Below are 17,685 nucleotides of genomic sequence, written 5' to 3'. Positions count from 1 at the left end.
CCGCTGCTACCGTCGCCGAGTCGCGCCCGCATCGAGGAGACGAGCCCCAGCGTGTCGAACGCACCCGTGATCCGCAGCGACGTCCCGGGGTCCTTCGCCCGGGGCGTCTTCCACGAGCGCCACCCCGAACTCGTCCGGCGCCTGCTCGCGGCCCTGCCCTACGGGCCGGGGGAGCGGGCGGCGGTCGAGCGGCTGCTCGTGGAGAGCACGACCGGGGTGCTGGAGCCGCTGGGGGACGGCGCGCCGGACGCCGCCCGCTGGGAGGAGTGGGGCGCGGGGCTGTGGGGCACGCCGTGGGAGGAGGCGCCGTTCCTCTGGGCGGAGAGCTACTTCTACCGGCGGCTGCTCGACGCCACCGGGTACTTCAGGCCCGGGGCGTGGCAGGGCGTCGATCCGTTCGCGCCGTTCAAGGGCGCGGAGCTGGCCGGGCCGGCGGTGGACGACGAACTCGCCGCTCTCGGCGGGCTCGACGGCCTCCCGGCGGCCCGACGGGCGGAGGCCCTGCTGTCCTCCGCGCTGTGGGGCAACCGGGCGGACCTGAGCTTCCAGCTCACCGCGGGGACCGGCGGGCCGGGCGCGTCCGACCTCGTCGCCGACGACAGCGCGCAGCTGTGGGCCGAGCTGGAGCGCACGCCGGGCGGACGGGTCTGCGTCGTCGCGGACAACGCCGGCCGGGAACTGCTGCCGGACCTCGTCCTGATCGACCACCTCCTGGCCGCCGGACGGGCCGCACAGGTCGTCCTGCACGTGAAGCCGCAGCCGTACTTCGTCTCGGACGCCACGCCGGCCGACGTCCTCGCCGCGCTGCAACGCCTGTGCGCGGCACCGGAGCCGGCCGCCTCGGCGGTGGGCGAGCGGCTGTGGGAGGCGATGGCCGGCGGCACGCTCGCGGTCCGCACGCACCCGTTCTCCTGCGCGCCGCTGCCGTACGCCGACATGCCCGAGGACCTCCGGGCGGAGTTCGCCGGGGCGGCCCTGACGATCCTCAAGGGCGACCTCAACTACCGCCGCCTGGTGGGCGACCGCCGCTGGCCGCCGACCACCCGCTTCGCCGAGACGGCCGGGTACTTCCCGTCCCCCGTCGCAGCCCTGCGGACGCTGAAGTCGGACGTGATCGTCGGCCTCGACGCCCCCACCGTCGCGCGGCTCGACGGCACGGGGACGGCCTGGCGGACGAGCGGTCGCCACGCCGTCGTCCAGGTGCACGGGAACGGGTAGGTGCACGGGAACGGGTAGGCGCGCCCCCTGACGCGGCATCCGCGGTCAGGGGGCGCGGCGAGCGGGGCGGTCAGGAGGAGACGGCCGCCTGCCAGTCGGCGAACGGGCTGTCCGCCTTGGCGTCGGTCTGGCGCCGCAGGTGGAGCTGGGCGTCGGTGCCGAGGGCGAGCACGACCACGCGGCCGGTGGCGTCGGTGGCCAGCGACGGCGCGCCGACGATCACCGAGCCGAGGTCCTGCCAGACCGTGGTGAAGGCGCCGTTGCCCTCGGTCTGGGTGGCCAGGCTGACGCCGCCGCCGCCGTTGCGCGTGGCGACGACGATGCGGCCGTTGGCGGTGACGGCGCTCGGGCCGTCCACGCCGACCGGGCCGCCGGTGGACGAGGAGACGGGGGTCCAGGTGTTGTCGGCCTGCACCCACTGGTTGACGGTCTTCCCGGTGTCGGGGTGCGAGAAGAGGATCTCCTTGCGGCCGCCGGCGGTCTGCGCGATGCCGATCGGCCCGGCCGGGGTGGGCCCGCTGAAGGCGGTGTCCGGGACGAAGGGGCCGTTCTTCGTGCTCTGTCGCCAGTGCAGGAGGTCGTGGCCGGACACGGTGGGGGCGAAGACGTCGATCAGGCCGTCGGTGCCCAGGCTCGCCGCGAGGCCGTCCTGGACCCACGCGCCGCCCAGGTCCGCCCAGGTGCCCGGCCAACCGCCGTCCTGCTGCTGGGTGACGGCGCTGACGCCGCCTCCGGCGTTGGGCACGAAGACGGTGAGCGCCCCGTTGGCGTTGGGCGTCACGACGGGCGAGCCGATCATCTCGCCGACGTCGTCGGAGTTGGGGTTGCCCAGCGAGGTCCAGGCGCCCCAGCCGCCGCCGACCGAGGTCTGCGCGAGCGTGACGATCTCGTCGTGGTTGTCGGTGCCCTTGTCGTCCGCCAGGCGGATGCCGAAGAGGTGGAGCAGGCCCTTGCCGTCCTTGACCACGGTCAGGTAGGGCGCGAACTGCCCGCCGCCGCCCAGGCCCGCCGGGCCGGTCCACGCCCCGCCGCTCGCGGTCTCCTTCCACTGCGAGGGCTGTCCGTTGACCACCGCGAAGGCGTTGAGCAGGCCGGTGCCGTCCTGGGCCGACCAGGTGGTGCCGTTGAACCAGCGCGGGTACGAGCGGAACTCGTACATCGCGTAGTGGTTCTGCCAGCTGGCCGCGCCGCTCTCGTGGAGCTCCGAGTCGTGCGGCAGGTAGTAGTCCTTGAAGACGCTCCACTTGGCCGAGGCCTGGCGCGGGTCCACGTTCGCCGGGCGCAGCCGGATGTTGTAGTCGCGGTAGTACCGCAGCAGGACGTTGCCCCGGGCGGGGTGGTAGCCGGCCGCCGCCTCGCCCGCGAAGCGCGCGGCGCCGCGGTGGTCGGAGTTGTCGCCGTAGTTGAGCGGGTCCGTGCGGTAGTCGTAGCCGGTTTCGTCGTGTCCCCTGCCCAGCGGGTAGACCTTCGGATCCTGCGCGAGCAGGATGCCCGGGTTGTACTGCCCCATCAGGTCGGTGAGGGCGGCGACCAGTTCTTCGTGGGTGTAGGTCTGGTTGTTGTAGGGGCGGTAGTCCGGCGTCGTGTCGGGGTGGGCCGGCGCGGTCCGGCACTCGTCGCCGTCCGTGCCCTGGCTGCCCACCGTCCGCTTGGGGTTCGGCGTGACGAGGTGCCCGTTTCCGTCGGGGAGGGGGCCGATGTAGAGGTCGTCCAGCGAGGTCTCGCCGGCTGCGCCCGGGTCGCCGCTCTGATAGAGCCGGAAGAAGACGAGGCGCACCGGGTTCGCGGTGCCGCGCAGGGTGTCGACCTCGACGGTCTTGCCGTTGCCGAGCGTGAGGGTGTCGAAGGCCCAGTCGTTCGCGACCCCGGCCAGTGTGGCGTGCGCGTCGCGCGCGCCCTCCTCGCGGTGCTGCGCGTAGAGGCACGCGCTCTCCGTGGTGGTGGCCTGCTCGCCCGAGGTCAGGTAGACCGTCGTGGACGGAGCGTCGTACTGGCGGGCGAGGTCGGGGTTCATGAACAGGATGTCGTCGTCCTCGTGGGCGACGATCTGCAGGTAGCCGTTCGTGGGCGGTGCGGTGTCGGCCGAGGCCGAGCCGACGAGCGGTGTGATCGTCGCGGCGACCAGCGCCGTGGCGGCGCAGACGGCGGCCCGCCGGAATCCGGAACGCATTGGTGAAGTCCTCCCCGTCGGCGGACCTGGTGGTGTCGATGATCGTCCGCCGTCGGGGGGAACTGTTCTGCAGGATACGAACGACTGTCAAATTCCCTGTGAGCTCCGAGTTTTGGTGAATTGAACCGAAATGGCAGGCTCTCGGCAGCCCGGCGAGGGCGACTTCAGAGCGCGAAGTCGAGCCGGACGAACGGGTCGTGGTGGATGCGGTCGAGTGGCACCCCGGTGCGGTACAGGGCCTCGGCCGCGCTCACGATCATCGGGCCGGGGCCGCTGACGTAGGCGTCGTGGTCCCGCCAGGGCCCGGCCGCCGCGAGGGCCGCGGGCAGGCGGGTGACGGCGCCGGGGGTGTCGTCGTCGTGGACGACGGGGTGCACCGTGAGCCAGGAGTACTGGTCGGCGAGCCGGTGGAGGATGTCCAGGCCCAGCGGTCCGTCCGTGCCGCGCGTGCCCACGAAGACGTCGGTCCGCCGCCGGACCCCGTCCAGGACGGCCTGTTCGAGGAGGGCGAGGACCGGCGCGAGACCGGTGCCGCCCGCCACGCAGACGACGTCCCGGCGCGCGGCCGGGTCGAGGACCATGTCGCCGAGCGGCCGGCCGAGCCGGAGGACGTCGTCGACCCTCGCGCGCTGCACCAGGGCGGTGCTGACCGGGCCGCCCGTGACGGCACGGACGTGGAAGGTGACGGTCCCGTCCGGGCGCCGGGCGTTGGCGGGGGAGAAGTAGCGCCAGCTCTTCGGCCACCACGGCGTCGCCAGGCTCACGAACTGCCCGCCGGTGTACGGGTACGGCAGGTCGGTCCGCACGGTGATCTCCGCGAGGTCGCGGCCGTGCCGCCGGTGGTCCACGACGCGGGCGTCCCAGACGGCCGGATGCTCGGCGGCGTCGGCCGTGGCGGCCCCGTCCATGACTCCGGCGGCCGCGGTGTAGGCGCGGGTCCAGGCCGCCGCGACGGCCGGGGTCCAGGCGGAGCCGGCGAAGTGCTCCAGCGTGGCGAGCAGGCACTCGCCGACCGCCGCGTAGTGCGCGCTGACGGCGCCGAACTTACGGTGGTCGCGGCCCAGTTCGGAGCAGAACCGGACGAGGGTAGCGGGCTCGTCCACCAGGTCGACGACGAGCATGAGCGCGCGTACGAGCTTGTCGTGCTGGACCTCCATGTGCTCCGGGAACAGGTCACGGACCTCGGGGTAGCGCTGGAACAGGGTCGCGTAGAAGTGGCCCGGGAGGTCGGCGGCGTACGGCTCGACGGCGGCCCGGCTCGCCCGCAGCAAGGAGATCTCGTACGGGGAGACGATCGCTTCTGAGGCGCGGTCAGGGGAATTCATCGGCTCGGCGGGGTTTCTGATCGGGTATTGGGCGCGAAGCTTCACGCGTATCTCTCCGGTTGAATTCTTTGCGTTCTTCGCGGGGTGGGGCGGTCATTAAAAATCGGCCCATTCTGCCCACGGGCCCTATCGGATGTGCAAGCCGACGGGGTGAATCATTTGTGAAGCGCGATACTGGCTCGTAGTGACCGAGAGTGGTAAGGTCCGCCCGCGCGGGGCGCAAATGCGGAACCTGCCTGAACAATCCCGGGCGGCCGGTTGCCGTACGGAGCGGTAGGTTCACCGGGGAGGCCGGAAATAACAATTCGCTCTCGGGGGCCGTCCGGGGCTGTCCGAAATTCCCCTTCGGGTCCTACGCTGCGGCGCGTGTCGATATTCCGAAGGCTCCGCGCTTCCGGTCCGCGGGTGCGGCCGGAACTCGATGACGTGCAACTCGGCCGCGTTCGGCGGCAAATGAATTCCGCCGGGCGGCTGGGGCCGGACGACATCCAGATCGACCAGGTCGACCGGCTGCTCCAGGAGTCCGCGCGGGACCCGGACCGCCGGGCGCACCGCTTCGCCGTGCTCGCCGAGACCGCCGCGCCCACGGCGTTCGCGCGGTCCTGGCGGCTGCGCCGGCGCGGCTCGGACCCGATGGTGTTCGAGGGCTGGGTCGAGCTGGTCCGCGGCCGGGCCGCCGGGCGGATGGACGACGCCAGGGCGGCCGCCGACCACTGCTACCGCGCCGCGGAGATCGCCCCGTCCGACCCCCTCCCCTGGGTGGTGCTGCTCGGGATCCTGCGCCTCATGCGGGCGGAGCCGCACCAGCTGTACGCCGTCTGGCAGGAGGTGACCGCGCGCGACCCCTGGAACCGCGAGGCCCACCTGCAGATGCTGCGCTACCTCTCGCCGGAGGAGTGCGGCTCACGCAGCGGCCAGCTCGACTTCGTGGAGACGCTCCGGGCCTCGGCGCCGCCGGTCTCGCCGTCCGTGGGCGTGGAGCTCGCGGCCCTCGTCGACGAGCACGACCGCACCGCCGCCAGGGGCGGCGTCGAGGCGCTGCTGGCCCGCCGCCTCTGGACGCACGCCCGGGCCGCCGGCGCCCTGGACACGGCCCTGGCCACCTGGCCGCGCGAGGGCTACCTGCGGCACGCCGCGGCCCTGGCCGACCTGAACCTGCTGGCCTACGCGCTCGTGCAGGCCGGCCGCGTCCGCGAGGGCGGCGCCGTGTTCGGGGCGATCGGCGACACCGTCACCGCGTGGCCGTGGTCGCTCGACGGCGACCCGGTCGAGCGGTTCACCTACTGGCAGGCGAAGGCGCTCTGAGGCTCCGGGCTCAGGCCTGCCGGGCCAGGGCGTCGCAGACCCGGTCCAGGTAGGACTCGCTGTTCGCGGACATGGTCGTGCCGCCGGACACCGGGACCAGGGTCAGCGGGTCGTCGGTGCGCGGTGTGTCCAGGGTGAGGACGTCGCCGAAGCCCGGGGCCGCCTTGTCGCGGTCGGTCAGCGGCGGGAGGTTCCAGCGCTGCTCGATCGTCTTGAGCACCGAGGTGTGGTCCAGCGGGGTGTCGCCGGCGGGCCGGTAGACCGTTCCGGCGGCGATCAGCGGGGAGATCAGCACCGCGGGCACACGGACGCCGAAGCGGGTGAAGTCGAAGCCGAACTCGCCCTGGGCGCCGTCGGGCGGGACGGCGCCGGAGGGCGGGGGCACGTGGTCGTAGCAGCCGCCGTGCTCGTCGTAGGTGATGACGAGCAGGGTCCTGTTCCAGTCCGGGCCGGTGCGCAGCGCCGTGTAGACGTCGAGCATCAGCTGTTCGCCGTGCGAGACGTCGTGGACCGGGTGCTGGTCGTTGCCGGCCAGGCTCCAGTCGGGCTCCAGGAAGACGAAGCCCTTGGGGAGGGTGCCGGTCCTGGCGGCGTTGCGGAACTGGGTGAAGCCGCCGAAGTGGCTCGGGTCGGCCTGGGTCGTGTCCGGGAAGTCGAAGCGGGTCAGCTGCTTGCCGTCGCTGTAGATCGCCCAGTCCGTGCCGTTCTTGGCGAGCAGGCCGAAGATGCTCGGGAAGTCGAACGGGGGCGTGCCGGCCTGCTGGTGGTCGTCCATCCGGCCCTGGCTGGTGCCGGCGAGGGCGAACGCCCGGTTGGGCAGGGTCTCGGTGGGCGCGGAGCTGAACCAGTGGTCGCAGACCGCGTAGCCGCGCGCCAGGCCGGACAGGACGGGCAGGGCGTCCGGGGTGTAGCAGCCCATGATGTTCCCGGGCCCGGTGCCGGGGCGGACCGTCCGGCCGTGCAGCGGGTCGAACTGCAGTGCGTCGACGAAGCTCGTCACGAAGCCCGTCATGGTCGCGGCGGGGGCGGGCGTGCCGGGATCGGCCGTCCCGAACAGCTGCGTGTTGGTCGGCGCGTAGCCCTCGCGGGGGTCGGCGCCGGGCATGAAGTACGCGTCGGGGGTGGTGCGGAGGATCCTGAAGACGGTGTGCACGCCGTCGGGCCCGGGGTTGCTCTCGTCTCCCTTCAGGCCCTCGAACTGCGCCCCGGACGGGGTCTTCTGGTCGGGGTAGAGGAACCCCAGCATGTGGTCGAAGGAGCGGTTCTCCTGCATCAGGACCACGAGGTGGTCGATCTGGTCCAACCGGCCGTTGTTCGACATGGACGGTCTCCTGCCACGCGCGGGTGAAGCGGCGGACGGACTCACGTCGAGGCGCACGGCGGACGACTTGGGCCTCCCCGCTCGGAATGTCGTCCCGGTGGCCGGGTACGGGCGGCCACGTTCTCCACTATAGGCCGAGCGGGTGAAGGCCACGAGCCGTGCGCGGCCCCCACCCGCGCGCGTCGGGCGGGCGGCGGACTCGATGGGGCATCAGGACCCGGACCGGCCCGCGATCGGGTCTGCGGCGCCCGTGATCGGCTCCGCGGCGCCCGTGATCAGGTCCGCAGCCTTCTCCGCCGCCATGATCGTGGGCGCGTCGGTGTTCCCGCGCGGCACCGCCGGGAACACGGACGCGTCGACGACCCGCAGGCCCGCCACGCCGTACACCCGCAGCTCCGGGTCGACGACGGCGCCGATCGCGCAGCTCGACGTCGGGTGGTACAGCGTCTGGCCGGCGCGCCGCGCCCACGCGAGGAGATCGGCGTCCGAGCCGTACGGGGACGGCGCGTCCCCGTACGTCCCGGTGGCGACATCGGTCACCGCCCGCTGCGCCGCGATCTCCAGGGCGATCCGCGTCCCGGCGACGATCGCCGCCCGGTCCTCCTCCGTCGTCAGGTAGTTGTGGACGATCCGCGGCGCGGCGTCCGGCCGCGCGGAGCGCAGGGTCACCGCGCCGCGGCTGGTCGGGGCGAGGACGCACGGGCCGAAGGCGAACCCGTGCTCGGTGACGGCGCCGAGCCCCTCCTGGTGGAACAGTCCCGGGGCGGCGTGGAACTGGATGTCCGGCGCGTCCAGGTCGTCGCGGCTGCGGAAGAAGCCGCCGGCCTCGCCGACGTTGGAGGTGAGCGGTCCGCGCCCCTGCGTCTCCAGCAGGGCGGTGTTCTCCGGGCTCGCCGCACTGGCCAGCGAGTCGGCGCCGGTGCGGAAGTTGAGCATCGCCATGTAGTGGTCCTGCAGCCCCCGGCCGACGGGCAGGTCGCGCACGACCTCGATCCCGAGGGCGGACAGGGCTTCGCCCGGTCCGATCCCCGACAGCATCAGGAGTTTCGGCGAGCCGTACGCCCCGGCCGACAGGACGACCTCCCGCTCGGCGCGCACGACCTCGACGACCCCGGCGCGCTCGACCGCCACGCCCACCGCCCGGCCGCCTTCGACCACCACGCGGTGCGCGCGGACGCCGGCGAGCACCGTGAGGTTCAGCCGCCCGAGGGCCGGGTGCAGGTAGGCGACAGCCGCGCTGCACCGCAGGCCGCCACGCTGCGTCACCTGGTAGCGCCCGACGCCGAACTGCGTCGCGCCGTTGAAGTCGTCGTTCGCCTTGTAGCCGGCCTGCCCGGCGGCCTGGACGAAGGCCGAGGCGAGCGGGTGTCCGGAGCGTCCGTCACTCACGGTCAGCGGTCCGCCGACGCCGTGGAACTCGTCCTCGCCGCGCTCGTTGTCCTCCGCGTGCCGGAAGTACGGCAGCACCTCGTCGTACGACCAGCCGGTGGCCCCGGCCGCCGCCCACCCGTCGTAGTCGGCGCGGGCGCCCCGGACGTAGATCATCGCGTTGAGCGAGCTGCAGCCGCCGAACGTCCGGCCCCGGGGAAGGTAGACCCGCCGCCCGCCGAGGCCCGGCTCCGGTTCGGAGTCGAAGTCCCAGTCGACGTCCGACTTGAACAACCGGGGGAACGCGACCGGCACGTGGATCTCCTGCGCGGTGTCCGGGCCGCCCGCCTCGACCACCGCCACCCGGACGTCCGGATCCTCCGACAGCCGCGCGGCCAGCACGCAGCCCGCGGAACCGGCGCCGACGATGACGTAGTCGTACGTGCTGCTGCTCATGCCAACCCCTTTGAGAGAAGGACGTGTTGGGTCCGGGGAGTGCGTGCCGGAACCGAGCCGGTCGGCCAGTATCCGCTCTCGCCGCGCCGCGTCATAGACGGTGAACCGGTCAACCACGGCCGGGGCGGCGTGTTCATGCCGCGGAGGCTTCCGCGAACCGTCGGCCGCGTGTAACTTCTCCGCCACCCGGCTACCGACCGGTAGCCATCTGGCTGCCCGACAGTCTCCGCTGCCGGATCGTCCGCCGGAGTTGTCCATACTTCTCGGAGGCCTCACGTGTCCCCAGTCACCCGCCGCACCTTCCTCGGCTCGGCCGCCGCCCTCGGCGCGGCCATCGGCCTGGACGCCGCCCTGCCCGGCGCGGTACCGAGCGCCTCCGCCGCCCCGACCGGCACGATCCGCGACGTCAAGCACGTCGTGGTGCTCATGCAGGAGAACCGCAGCTTCGACCACTACTTCGGCGCGCTCAAGGGCGTGCGCGGCTTCGGCGACCGCACCGCGATCCAGATCGCGGGCGGCACCAGCGTCTTCAATCAGCCCAACGGCAGCGGCCGGCAGTACCCGTGGCAGCTCAGCAAGACCAGCACGTGGTGGTGGGGCGTCAGCGGCGAGCAGCTCGCGCAGTGCGACGGCTCGCTCGACCACTCCTGGTCCACCCAGCACCAGGCGTGGAACAACGGGAAGATGGACTCCTGGATCGCCGCCAAGGGCTCCGACAGAACCATGGGCTTCATGGCCCGCGAGGACATACCGTTCCACTACGCGCTCGCCGACGCCTACACCGTGTGCGACGCGTACCACTGCTCGATCCTCTCGGCCACCGGCCCCAACCGCACCTACCTGTGGTCCGGCCAGATCGACCCGGCCGGCACCGCGGGCGGCCCCGCCTACGACGGCGGCGACGAGAAGGGCCTGCGCTGGCAGACCTACGCCGAGGCGCTGCAGAACGCGGGCGTCAGCTGGAAGGTCTACCAGAACGCGAGCGACAACTACGGCGACAACGCCCTGGCGTACTTCAACCAGTTCACCAGCGCCCCGGGTTCGAGCCCGCTCGCCCAGCGCGGCATGGCCTCGGTGCCCAGCACCGGCTCCACCCCGGACGACATCGCCGCCGCGATCCGGGCCGACTCGGTCGCCGGCACGCTGCCGCAGGTCTCCTGGGTGGTGCCCAACCAGCTGTTCTCCGAGCACCCGGACGGCCCGCCGGAGAACGGCGCGCACTTCGTCAACCTGGTGGTGCAGGCCCTGGCGGCGAACCCGGACGTGTTCAACTCGACCGTCCTGTTCCTCAACTACGACGAGAACGACGGCTTCTTCGACCACGTGCCCCCGCCCGTCGCCCCGGCCGGCACCGCCGGCGAGTTCTACAACGGCACCAACATCGGCCTCGGCTTCCGCGTCCCGATGATCGTGGTCTCGCCGTGGAGCCGCGGCGGCTTCGTCGACTCCCACGTCTACGACCACACGTCCGTGCTGCGCTTCCTGGAGACCTGGACCGCCGCCATCGGCACCCCCGCCGTCTGCCCGAACATCAGCACCTGGCGCCGCCAGGTCTGCGGCGACCTCACCGGCGCCTTCGACTTCACCAGTCCCCTCTACGGCGCGCCCGCGCTGCCCGACACCAGCGCCACCATCAGCCAGGCCACCGCCAACCTGCAGATCAACCCGGCCCCGGGCACCAACTCCATGCCCGTCCAGGAGCCCGGCACCAAGCCCGCCCGCGCGCTGCCCTACCAGCCGAACGCGTGGGTCGACCGGATCGAGTACGACGCGAACAACCAGATCCTGCTCTGGATCGACCTGGCCAACCAGGGCCCGCAGGCCACGGCCTGGGCGCACTACTCGATCCACGCCAACGCCTACCGCAGCGGCGGCCCGTGGCAGTACACCGTCGCCCCCTACGACGCCGCCTCCGGCACCGACGGGCGCGCGAGCGACTACTTCAACATCGGCGCCACCTACGGCAACGGCCAGTACGACCTCACCGTGCTCGGCCCCAACCGCTTCCTGCGCCGCTTCACCGGCAACGCCACCACCGCCGGCAAGACCGCGGAGGCCACCACCTCCTACGCGCCGGCGCCGGACACCGGCAAGCCGGCCGTGTGGTTCACGATGACCAACACCGGCACCACGACCGTCACGTTCACCATCACCGCCACCAACTACCGCACCGGCACCTGGACCTACCAGGTCGCCCCGGGAGCCACCGTCAGCGACTACTTCAACGCGGTCACGATCGCCCAGGGCTGGTACGACTTCACCGTCACCGTGAACAGCGACCAGTCCTGGACCCGCCGCGCGACCGGCCACATCGAGACGGGCGCCGCCAGCGTCAGCGGCTGACCGGCGCCTGCGCCAGTGCCGTGGCCCTACCCGGCCACGGCGCTAGCAGCCGGTGAGCCTCCGGCCCGTGGCCAGGACGACGCTCGCGCAGGCGCCGCCCAGGAGGGCGCCGGCCACGACGTCGCCGGGGTAGTGGACGCCCGTGTGGACGCGGGAGTAGCCGACGGCGCAGGCCAGGAGGCCCAGCGGGGTGGCGGTGGCGGGCAGGAGCGTGCCCACGGCCGTGGCCAGGGCGAAGGCCGAGGCGGTGTGTCCGGAGGGGAAGGACGCCGAGGCCGGCATCGGGACGTGGCGGCCGGCGATCACCCTGGCCGCGTCGCGGTCCGGTCGCGGGCGGCGCACCAGTTCCTTGCCGAGGAGGTTCGCGGTGAAGGAGGCCAGGCCGACGGCCGCCGCGCCCGCGAGTCCCGCGCGGCGGTACCGGCCGGGGGTGAGGAGCAGGGCCGCCGCGATCGACAGGTTGATCTTCGAGTGGTCGGCGGCGGCGGAGAGCCGGCGCAGGCCGGCGTCGAGCGCGGGCGTGTCGGTCGCGGCGACGGCGGCGTAGACGGCGCGGTCGACGGCCGCCAGGTCGTGCAGGACGGTGCCGGCCCGCCGCGCGGTCATCCGCGCGCCTCCGTCCGGGCGAACGCGAGGCGGGCGATGACGCGCCAGTCCAGGCGGGGGGCGTGCGGCTGCTGGGACGGATCGGCGCCGGGGCGGTCGCGCGGGACGCGCACCCGCAGGGCGCCGCCGGCGAGCGAGCAGACGACCGGGGTCGGCAGGGTCAGCGCCTCGCCGTCGACGGCGACGGGGATCTCCGGCGCGTCCGCCCGCACGGTGACCCGCCGCGCCGACAGCACGGTCAGGCCGGTGGCCCGTTCGCCGCGCAGGGCGAGTTCGGCGGCCTGGGCGGCGCCGTCGACGCGGATGCCGAGGACGCCGAGGACGCCCCGGTCCAGGCGCGGGCGGCGGCCGAGGTTGACGGGGTCGGCGCCCGCGTAGGGGTTGTTGCTGACGAGCAGTGCCTGCGGCGCGTCGATCCGCCGTCCGCCCGCGTCGGCGGTCAGGTGCGGGCCGTCGGCGCCCATCAGGAGGTCCGGCAGGGCGTCCAAAGCGGTGGCGGTCTTGGCGTCGCGGTACTCCGGGCTCTGGACGATGGCCGCGTAGGCGCCGAAGGAGACGGTGTTGACGAAGGGCCGGTCGCCGACCCGGCCCAGGTCCACGGTGAGCTCGACGCCGTCGCGCAGCGCGTCCAGGCAGGTGGCGGGGTCGTCGCGGTCGAGGCCGAGGTCCATCGCGAAGTGGTTGCGGGTGCCGGCGGAGACGACGAGGAACGGCAGCCCGTGCTCGACGGCGACCGCCGCGACCAGGGCCTGGGTGCCGTCGCCGCCCGCGACGCCGAGCAGGTCGGCGCCGTCGGCGACGGCACCGCGGGCGAGGCCGGCCACGTCCTGCTCCGCGGAGGTGTCGAGCAGGATCACCTCGGCGCCCAGTTCCTCGGCCCGCTCCGCGAGCCGGAAGCGCCCGACCTTGCCGCCGCCGGACTTCGGATTCATGATCAGCACCGGCCGCCGCGGCGGCGGGGTCTCCCGGGCGGGCATCGGCTTCGGCGGCCGGGCCGCCCGCAGCGCGGCGCGGGCGCAGACGAACGCGGCGAGCCACAGCACCAGGACGATCACCGACAGCAGCAGCGCGTGCGCGTGGTACGCCAGCACGACGACGGCGACCGGCGCCCCGACGGCCAGGACGGCGCCGGCGGCGCGCAGGACGCCGCGCCGGGCGATCGCCCACCACACGCCGATCGCCGTCACCGCCAGCCCGGCGAGCTCGGCGACCACCGCGAGCAGCCCGTGCAGGCCGGTGAACGCGATCGCGACGACGGCCGCCACCGCGCACAGCACCGCGGCCCGCGCGAGCAGCCGCGCCCTGGGGTCCGGCCCGTCCGCTCCGTCCGCACGCTCCGCGCGATCGACGACGTCCGTCATCGGCACCCCTCCGTCGGCCCTGTGCTCCTCGGCTCCGGACACGGTAACCGGCACCGCCGCCGACGGCACGCCGAGCGGGCCCCGGCGGCCGTGGCCGGGGCGGCTCGACGACCCGAGCCGTCCGGACGGGGCCCGCCTTCGTCGCCCGGCGGAGCACCGCTGCGCGGAGTCGTCCACGGTGTCGATGTGTCCGCGTCGTCCGCGTTGTCCACGTTGTCCACAGGTGGGAAAATTGACTTGCCGTCACATGGTGATTCGACAAGGCTGCGGGGCAGTTGACCTGCCGAGTCCGTGGAGTGTGCCGGTGCTGACCGAAGCCGAGATCGAGTCCTTCGTCGCGGACGGCTTCGTCCGCGTCCCGGGCGCCGTGCCCCGGGCCACGGTGGACGAGTGCCGCGCTCAGCTGTGGGCGGCGAGCGGCTGTTCGCCCGACGATCCGGGGACGTGGACGGAGCCGGTCGTGCGGATCGGCGGCATGGCCACGCCGGCGTTCCGCGAGGCGGCCAACACCCCCGCCCTGCACGAGGCGTACGACCGACTGGTGGGCGCGGGGCGCTGGACGGCGCCGCTCGGGCTGGGCACCTTCCCGATCCGCTTCCCGAGCGAGAAGGACCCGGGCGACGACGGCTGGCACCTCGACGCCGGCTGGACCGGGGACTCGGGGGAGTACCGGGTGGGCCTGCGCTCGCGCGGGCGCGCGCTGCTGATGCTCTTCCTCTTCTCCGACGTCGGCCCGGACGACGCCCCGACCCGCATCCGGATCGGCTCGCACCTCGACGTGCCGCCGCTGCTCACCGCCGCAGGGGAGGAGGGCCGGGAGTGGTTCTCGCTGTGCGGGGAGGCCGTCCCGGCGTCGGCGGGCCGTCAGGAGGTCGAGGCGACCGGCGCGGCCGGGGACGTCTACCTGTGCCACCCGTTCCTGATACACGCCGCCCAGCGGCACGGCGGGACGGTGCCGCGGTTCATCGCCCAGCCCCCGCTGGAGCCGACCGGGCTGCTCGACCTGGACGGCTCCGCTCCGTCCCCGGTCGAGCGGGCCGTCCTGGCGGGCCTGCGCAGCTCCTGAAGGGCCGACCGGTGCGGGGGCCGCTCGCCCGACCGCCTACCATCGGCGGGTTGCCGATGTGAGGACGGGGATCTGATGGGTGGTCTGGGGCGGCTGATAGGCGTGGCGGCCGAGCGGGGCGAGGCCGGGTTGCAGGCCGGCTGGCAGGCCGCGCTGCGCGGCGGCCGGTCGGTGGCGGGCGGACGGTGGGCGCTCACGGCGCTCACGTCCGTCGCGCCGCCGCCCGTGCCCGCCACCGAGCCGTGGAAGCTGTCGGTCGGCACGCTGCTCGGCCGGCACCCCCGCACCCCCGCCGCGGTGCACAAGCTGCTCGGACTCCTCGACGGCGTCGGCGCCGTGCACCTGGGGCCGGTGAAGGCCGGGTTCGACGGCGAGGAGATCGAGTGGGACAAGGTCGTGGAGGTGCAGACCCGCAACGCCTTCGAGGTGCTGACCACCACCGCCCTGGAGCAGGAGGTCGACAAGGTCCGGGAGTTCCTGCCGCCGGTACCGGGCCGCAAGTGGGCCGTCACCAAGATCGGCGAGGCGCTGGCCACGGTCGTCCTCGCGGCGCTGGAGCGCGGGTCGGTCGAGCAGCGCCTGGACGAACTGGCCGTGCCCGCGCGGATCGTGTACCGCGGCCTGCTCGGCCGGCAGCGCACCCTGGACGCGGGCTGCTTCGCCGTCGCCACGCTCGTCGTGTCCGGCCAGGTCGGCGAGAGCCTCATCGCGACCGCCCGCCGCCGCGGCATCCCGGTGCGGCCCGCCGAGGAGCCCGTCAAGCCGGCCAGGGCGGCTCACGTCGCGACCCTGCGGGAGCGCACGGACGCCGTCGCGCGGCTGCTGAGCCGGATCGAGCAGCCGGGCGGCGGGGCGGAACCGGACTCGATCGAGGCCCCGGAGCCCGCGAACGCGCTGGAGGCTTCGAAGGTGTCGCTGGTCAAGGCCCCGGGCGCCCCGGACACCCCGGCCGGCGGGCCGGCTCCTGCCCCCGAGCGGTGAAGCGGTGGCGGCCGGCCACGACCGCGACGGTCAGCGGGACGGTCGCGGCAGCCGCCACCCCGAAGAGCGGCCCGAACCGCGCGTGGTCGGCCGCGCCCGGCCGAGGGTCGCGCCGAGCGCGCTGCCGATGAACAGCGCGGCGACGGAGCACGAGACCGCCGTTCCGCGCGCCTCGGGCACCACCGACGTCGCCCACGCCCGGAGCGTCGAGTGCAGGAACGCCCAGCCCGCGCCCAGCATCGTCGCCACGAGTGCATAGGCCCACGCACCGGGGGCCGGACCTGCACCTCGTCGCCGGTCATCCGGCGGACCCCTCGGCCCGGCGGGCCATGGCGGTGGCCGCGCAGGCCGCACGGGCGGCGCAGGCTGCGCGGGGGCGGGTCTGAGGGATACCGCTAAGCTCTGGGCGGCACATTCGGGTGCCGTGGCCGGACAGCGGCGGGGCGGCGAACGGGGAGTGGTGTGACGATGCAGCCGTTGCAGGCCGGGGATCCTTCCGTCGTCGGGTCGTACCGGCTGCTCGGGCGGCTGGGCGCGGGCGGCATGGGCTGCGTCTACCTGGGGCGGACGGCCGGCGGGCGGACCGTCGCGGTCAAGGTCGTGCGGCCGGAGCTGGCGGCGGACGCCGAGTTCCGGGCCCGCTTCCGGCGTGAGGTGGCCGCGGCGCGCCGGGTCGGCGGGGCGTGGACGGCGCCGGTGCTCGACTCGGACACGGAGTCGCCGGAGCCGTGGGTCGCCACCGGGTACGTCGCCGGGCCCTCGCTGGCCGAGGCCGTGGCGCAGTTCGGGCCGCTGTCCGAGGACGGCGTGCGGGCGCTGGCCGCCGGGCTCGCCGAGGCGCTGACGGCGGTCCACGGGCTGGGGCTGATCCACCGCGACCTCAAGCCGTCGAACGTGATGCTGTCGCCGGACGGCCCGGTGCTGATCGACTTCGGGATCGCGCGGGCGATGGACAGCCTCGCCACGTCCGCGCTCACCAGCACCGGGGTCGTGGTGGGTTCGCCCGGCTACATGTCGCCGGAACAGGTGCAGGACCAGCCGCTGGGCCCGGCCTCGGACGTGTTCCAGCTCGGCGCGGTGCTGGCGTTCGCGGCCACCGGAGCGTCGCCGTTCGGCGCGGACAGCGCGGCCGCCCTGCTGTACAAGGTGGCGCACGGCGATCCCGAACTCGGTGGCCTGCAGGGCGAGTTGCGAGAGGTGGCGGAGGCCTGCCTGGCCAAGGACCCGGCCGCGCGGCCGACCCCGCGGCAGGTCGCGGCCCGGCTCTCCCCGGGCGGCGCCGCCGATCTGGTCGCCGCCGGCTGGCTCGCGGCCCCGCTGATGGCCCAGATCGGCCGTCGGACGGTGGAGTTGCTCAACCTCGACGCGGCGCCGGAGCGGACGGAGGACGCACCGCAGCCCGTCCCGACCCCGACGATGCCGTCGGAGATCCCGACGCCGGACCCGACGATGGCCCTGCGGACACCGGCACCGGCACCGGAACCGACGGACGCCGGGCGCCGCGGGCAGTTGCTCGTCGGGATCGCGGTCGCCGTGGCGGCCGTGGTGGGGATCACGGCGCTCGTGGTGCTCAACCCGAGCTCGGGCACGACCTATTCGGCGGCGAACCCGCCCGTCCCCAGCGGCCTGGCCGGAGCACCCACGGCGGCGGCCGCACCGGCGTTCGCCCCGAGCAGCACCGCGACGCCCCTCGGCCCGGTGCCTGCAGAGTGCCGGAACGTCGACACCGGCGGGCTGGAGCAGCTCTTCGGCAAGGAGAAGCGCACTCCCGAGGGGAAGTCGGAGCAGCACAACCCCGGGACCCCGGACGAGTTCTCCCTGCAGTCGTGCACCCGCTGGTTCGCCAACGGCGGCAGGGCCGGCACGTTCGTCGGACTGGACGTCCTGACCTTCAAGACGGCCGAGCAGGCCCAGCAGTTCTACGCGGACTGGACGAAGGAGGACACCGGAACGGCCTCCAAGCCGCCCATCGCGCTCGGCGACCGTGCCCACCAGTCGACGAAGGACGACGCCACGCTCCACGAGCGGGACTACCGCCTGGCCGTCGTGGCCGCCAACCGTGTCGTGCGGGCCTACGTTCCGCACGACACGGGCTTCCAGGACGACGCCGTGGCCGCGACGGTCAGCGACGTGGCGAAGGGGATCCTCGCCGGCCTGAAGTAGCG

General features: G+C 74.0%; 13 protein-coding genes. 6 read left to right on the top strand and 7 right to left on the bottom strand.

The window, feature by feature from the left end; genetic code table 11:
• Positions 1-51 precede the first annotated feature (51 nt).
• Complete coding sequence (locus ACFVSN_RS08300; RefSeq protein ID WP_387954100.1) at positions 52-1,218, top strand: damage-control phosphatase ARMT1 family protein; 1,167 nt, start codon at positions 52-54, stop codon at positions 1,216-1,218.
• Positions 1,219-1,288: 70 nt separating this feature from the next.
• On the opposite strand, the gene ACFVSN_RS08295 is transcribed toward ACFVSN_RS08300, so the two are convergent.
• Positions 1,289-3,388, bottom strand: coding sequence for a hypothetical protein (locus ACFVSN_RS08295; RefSeq protein WP_387954099.1), 2,100 nt, complete (start codon positions 3,386-3,388; stop codon positions 1,289-1,291).
• A gap of 164 nt (positions 3,389-3,552) precedes the next feature.
• Positions 3,553-4,713: a globin domain-containing protein gene (locus tag ACFVSN_RS08290; protein WP_387954098.1), complete on the bottom strand. Its 1,161-nt coding sequence runs from the start codon at positions 4,711-4,713 to the stop codon at positions 3,553-3,555.
• 453 nt (positions 4,714-5,166) lie between these two features.
• On the opposite strand from ACFVSN_RS08290, the gene ACFVSN_RS08285 reads away from it, so the two are divergent.
• Positions 5,167-6,018 carry a hypothetical protein gene (locus tag ACFVSN_RS08285; protein WP_387954097.1) on the top strand — a complete coding sequence of 284 codons (852 nt, stop codon included), beginning with the start codon at positions 5,167-5,169 and terminating at the stop codon, positions 6,016-6,018.
• Positions 6,019-6,028: 10 nt separating this feature from the next.
• Here ACFVSN_RS08285 and ACFVSN_RS08280 read toward each other — a convergent pair whose 3' ends face one another.
• Together ACFVSN_RS08280 and ACFVSN_RS08275 are read right to left on the bottom strand one after the other, a co-directional pair.
• Complete coding sequence (locus tag ACFVSN_RS08280; protein WP_387954096.1) at positions 6,029-7,339, bottom strand: alkaline phosphatase family protein; 1,311 nt, start codon at positions 7,337-7,339, stop codon at positions 6,029-6,031.
• A 210-nt stretch (positions 7,340-7,549) separates the two neighbouring features.
• Positions 7,550-9,163: a GMC family oxidoreductase gene (locus ACFVSN_RS08275; RefSeq protein WP_387954095.1), complete on the bottom strand. Its 1,614-nt coding sequence runs from the start codon at positions 9,161-9,163 to the stop codon at positions 7,550-7,552.
• Positions 9,164-9,439: 276 nt separating this feature from the next.
• Here ACFVSN_RS08275 and ACFVSN_RS08270 point away from each other — a divergent pair, with 276 nt between their 5' ends.
• The gene (locus ACFVSN_RS08270; protein WP_387954094.1) at positions 9,440-11,506 is read left to right on the top strand and encodes a phosphocholine-specific phospholipase C; all 2,067 of its coding nucleotides are present in this window, start codon (positions 9,440-9,442) and stop codon (positions 11,504-11,506) included.
• Positions 11,507-11,548: 42 nt separating this feature from the next.
• Here the strand turns inward: ACFVSN_RS08270 and ACFVSN_RS08265 are convergent, their stop codons facing one another.
• Together ACFVSN_RS08265 and ACFVSN_RS08260 are read right to left on the bottom strand one after the other, a co-directional pair.
• Complete coding sequence (locus tag ACFVSN_RS08265; protein ID WP_387954092.1) at positions 11,549-12,112, bottom strand: phosphatase PAP2 family protein; 564 nt, start codon at positions 12,110-12,112, stop codon at positions 11,549-11,551.
• The gene (locus ACFVSN_RS08260; protein WP_387954090.1) at positions 12,109-13,473 is read right to left on the bottom strand and encodes a diacylglycerol/lipid kinase family protein; all 1,365 of its coding nucleotides are present in this window, start codon (positions 13,471-13,473) and stop codon (positions 12,109-12,111) included. Before ACFVSN_RS08260 ends, ACFVSN_RS08265 begins: the two co-directional genes overlap by 4 nt.
• Before the next feature lie 304 nt (positions 13,474-13,777).
• Between ACFVSN_RS08260 and ACFVSN_RS08255 the strand changes: the two genes are divergently transcribed.
• Both ACFVSN_RS08255 and ACFVSN_RS08250 read left to right on the top strand, forming a co-directional pair.
• On the top strand, positions 13,778-14,539 hold the full coding sequence (locus ACFVSN_RS08255) for a phytanoyl-CoA dioxygenase family protein (protein ID WP_387954089.1): 762 nt from the start codon (positions 13,778-13,780) through the stop codon (positions 14,537-14,539).
• A gap of 75 nt (positions 14,540-14,614) precedes the next feature.
• Entirely contained in the window at positions 14,615-15,520 is a 906-nt protein-coding gene (locus tag ACFVSN_RS08250; RefSeq protein WP_387954087.1) for a hypothetical protein, read from the top strand.
• A gap of 30 nt (positions 15,521-15,550) precedes the next feature.
• On the opposite strand, the gene ACFVSN_RS08245 is transcribed toward ACFVSN_RS08250, so the two are convergent.
• Positions 15,551-15,769, bottom strand: a complete 219-nt coding sequence (locus tag ACFVSN_RS08245) for a hypothetical protein (RefSeq protein ID WP_387954086.1) — start codon at positions 15,767-15,769, stop codon at positions 15,551-15,553.
• 219 nt (positions 15,770-15,988) lie between these two features.
• Here ACFVSN_RS08245 and ACFVSN_RS08240 point away from each other — a divergent pair, with 219 nt between their 5' ends.
• On the top strand, positions 15,989-17,683 hold the full coding sequence (locus ACFVSN_RS08240) for a serine/threonine-protein kinase (protein WP_387954084.1): 1,695 nt from the start codon (positions 15,989-15,991) through the stop codon (positions 17,681-17,683).
• Positions 17,684-17,685 lie beyond the last annotated feature (2 nt).

The sequence above is a fragment of the Kitasatospora sp. NPDC057904 genome, from assembly GCF_042887925.1.
Classification (GTDB): Bacteria; Actinomycetota; Actinomycetes; order Streptomycetales; family Streptomycetaceae; genus Kitasatospora.
This window is presented reverse-complemented; position numbering and strand designations above follow the sequence as displayed.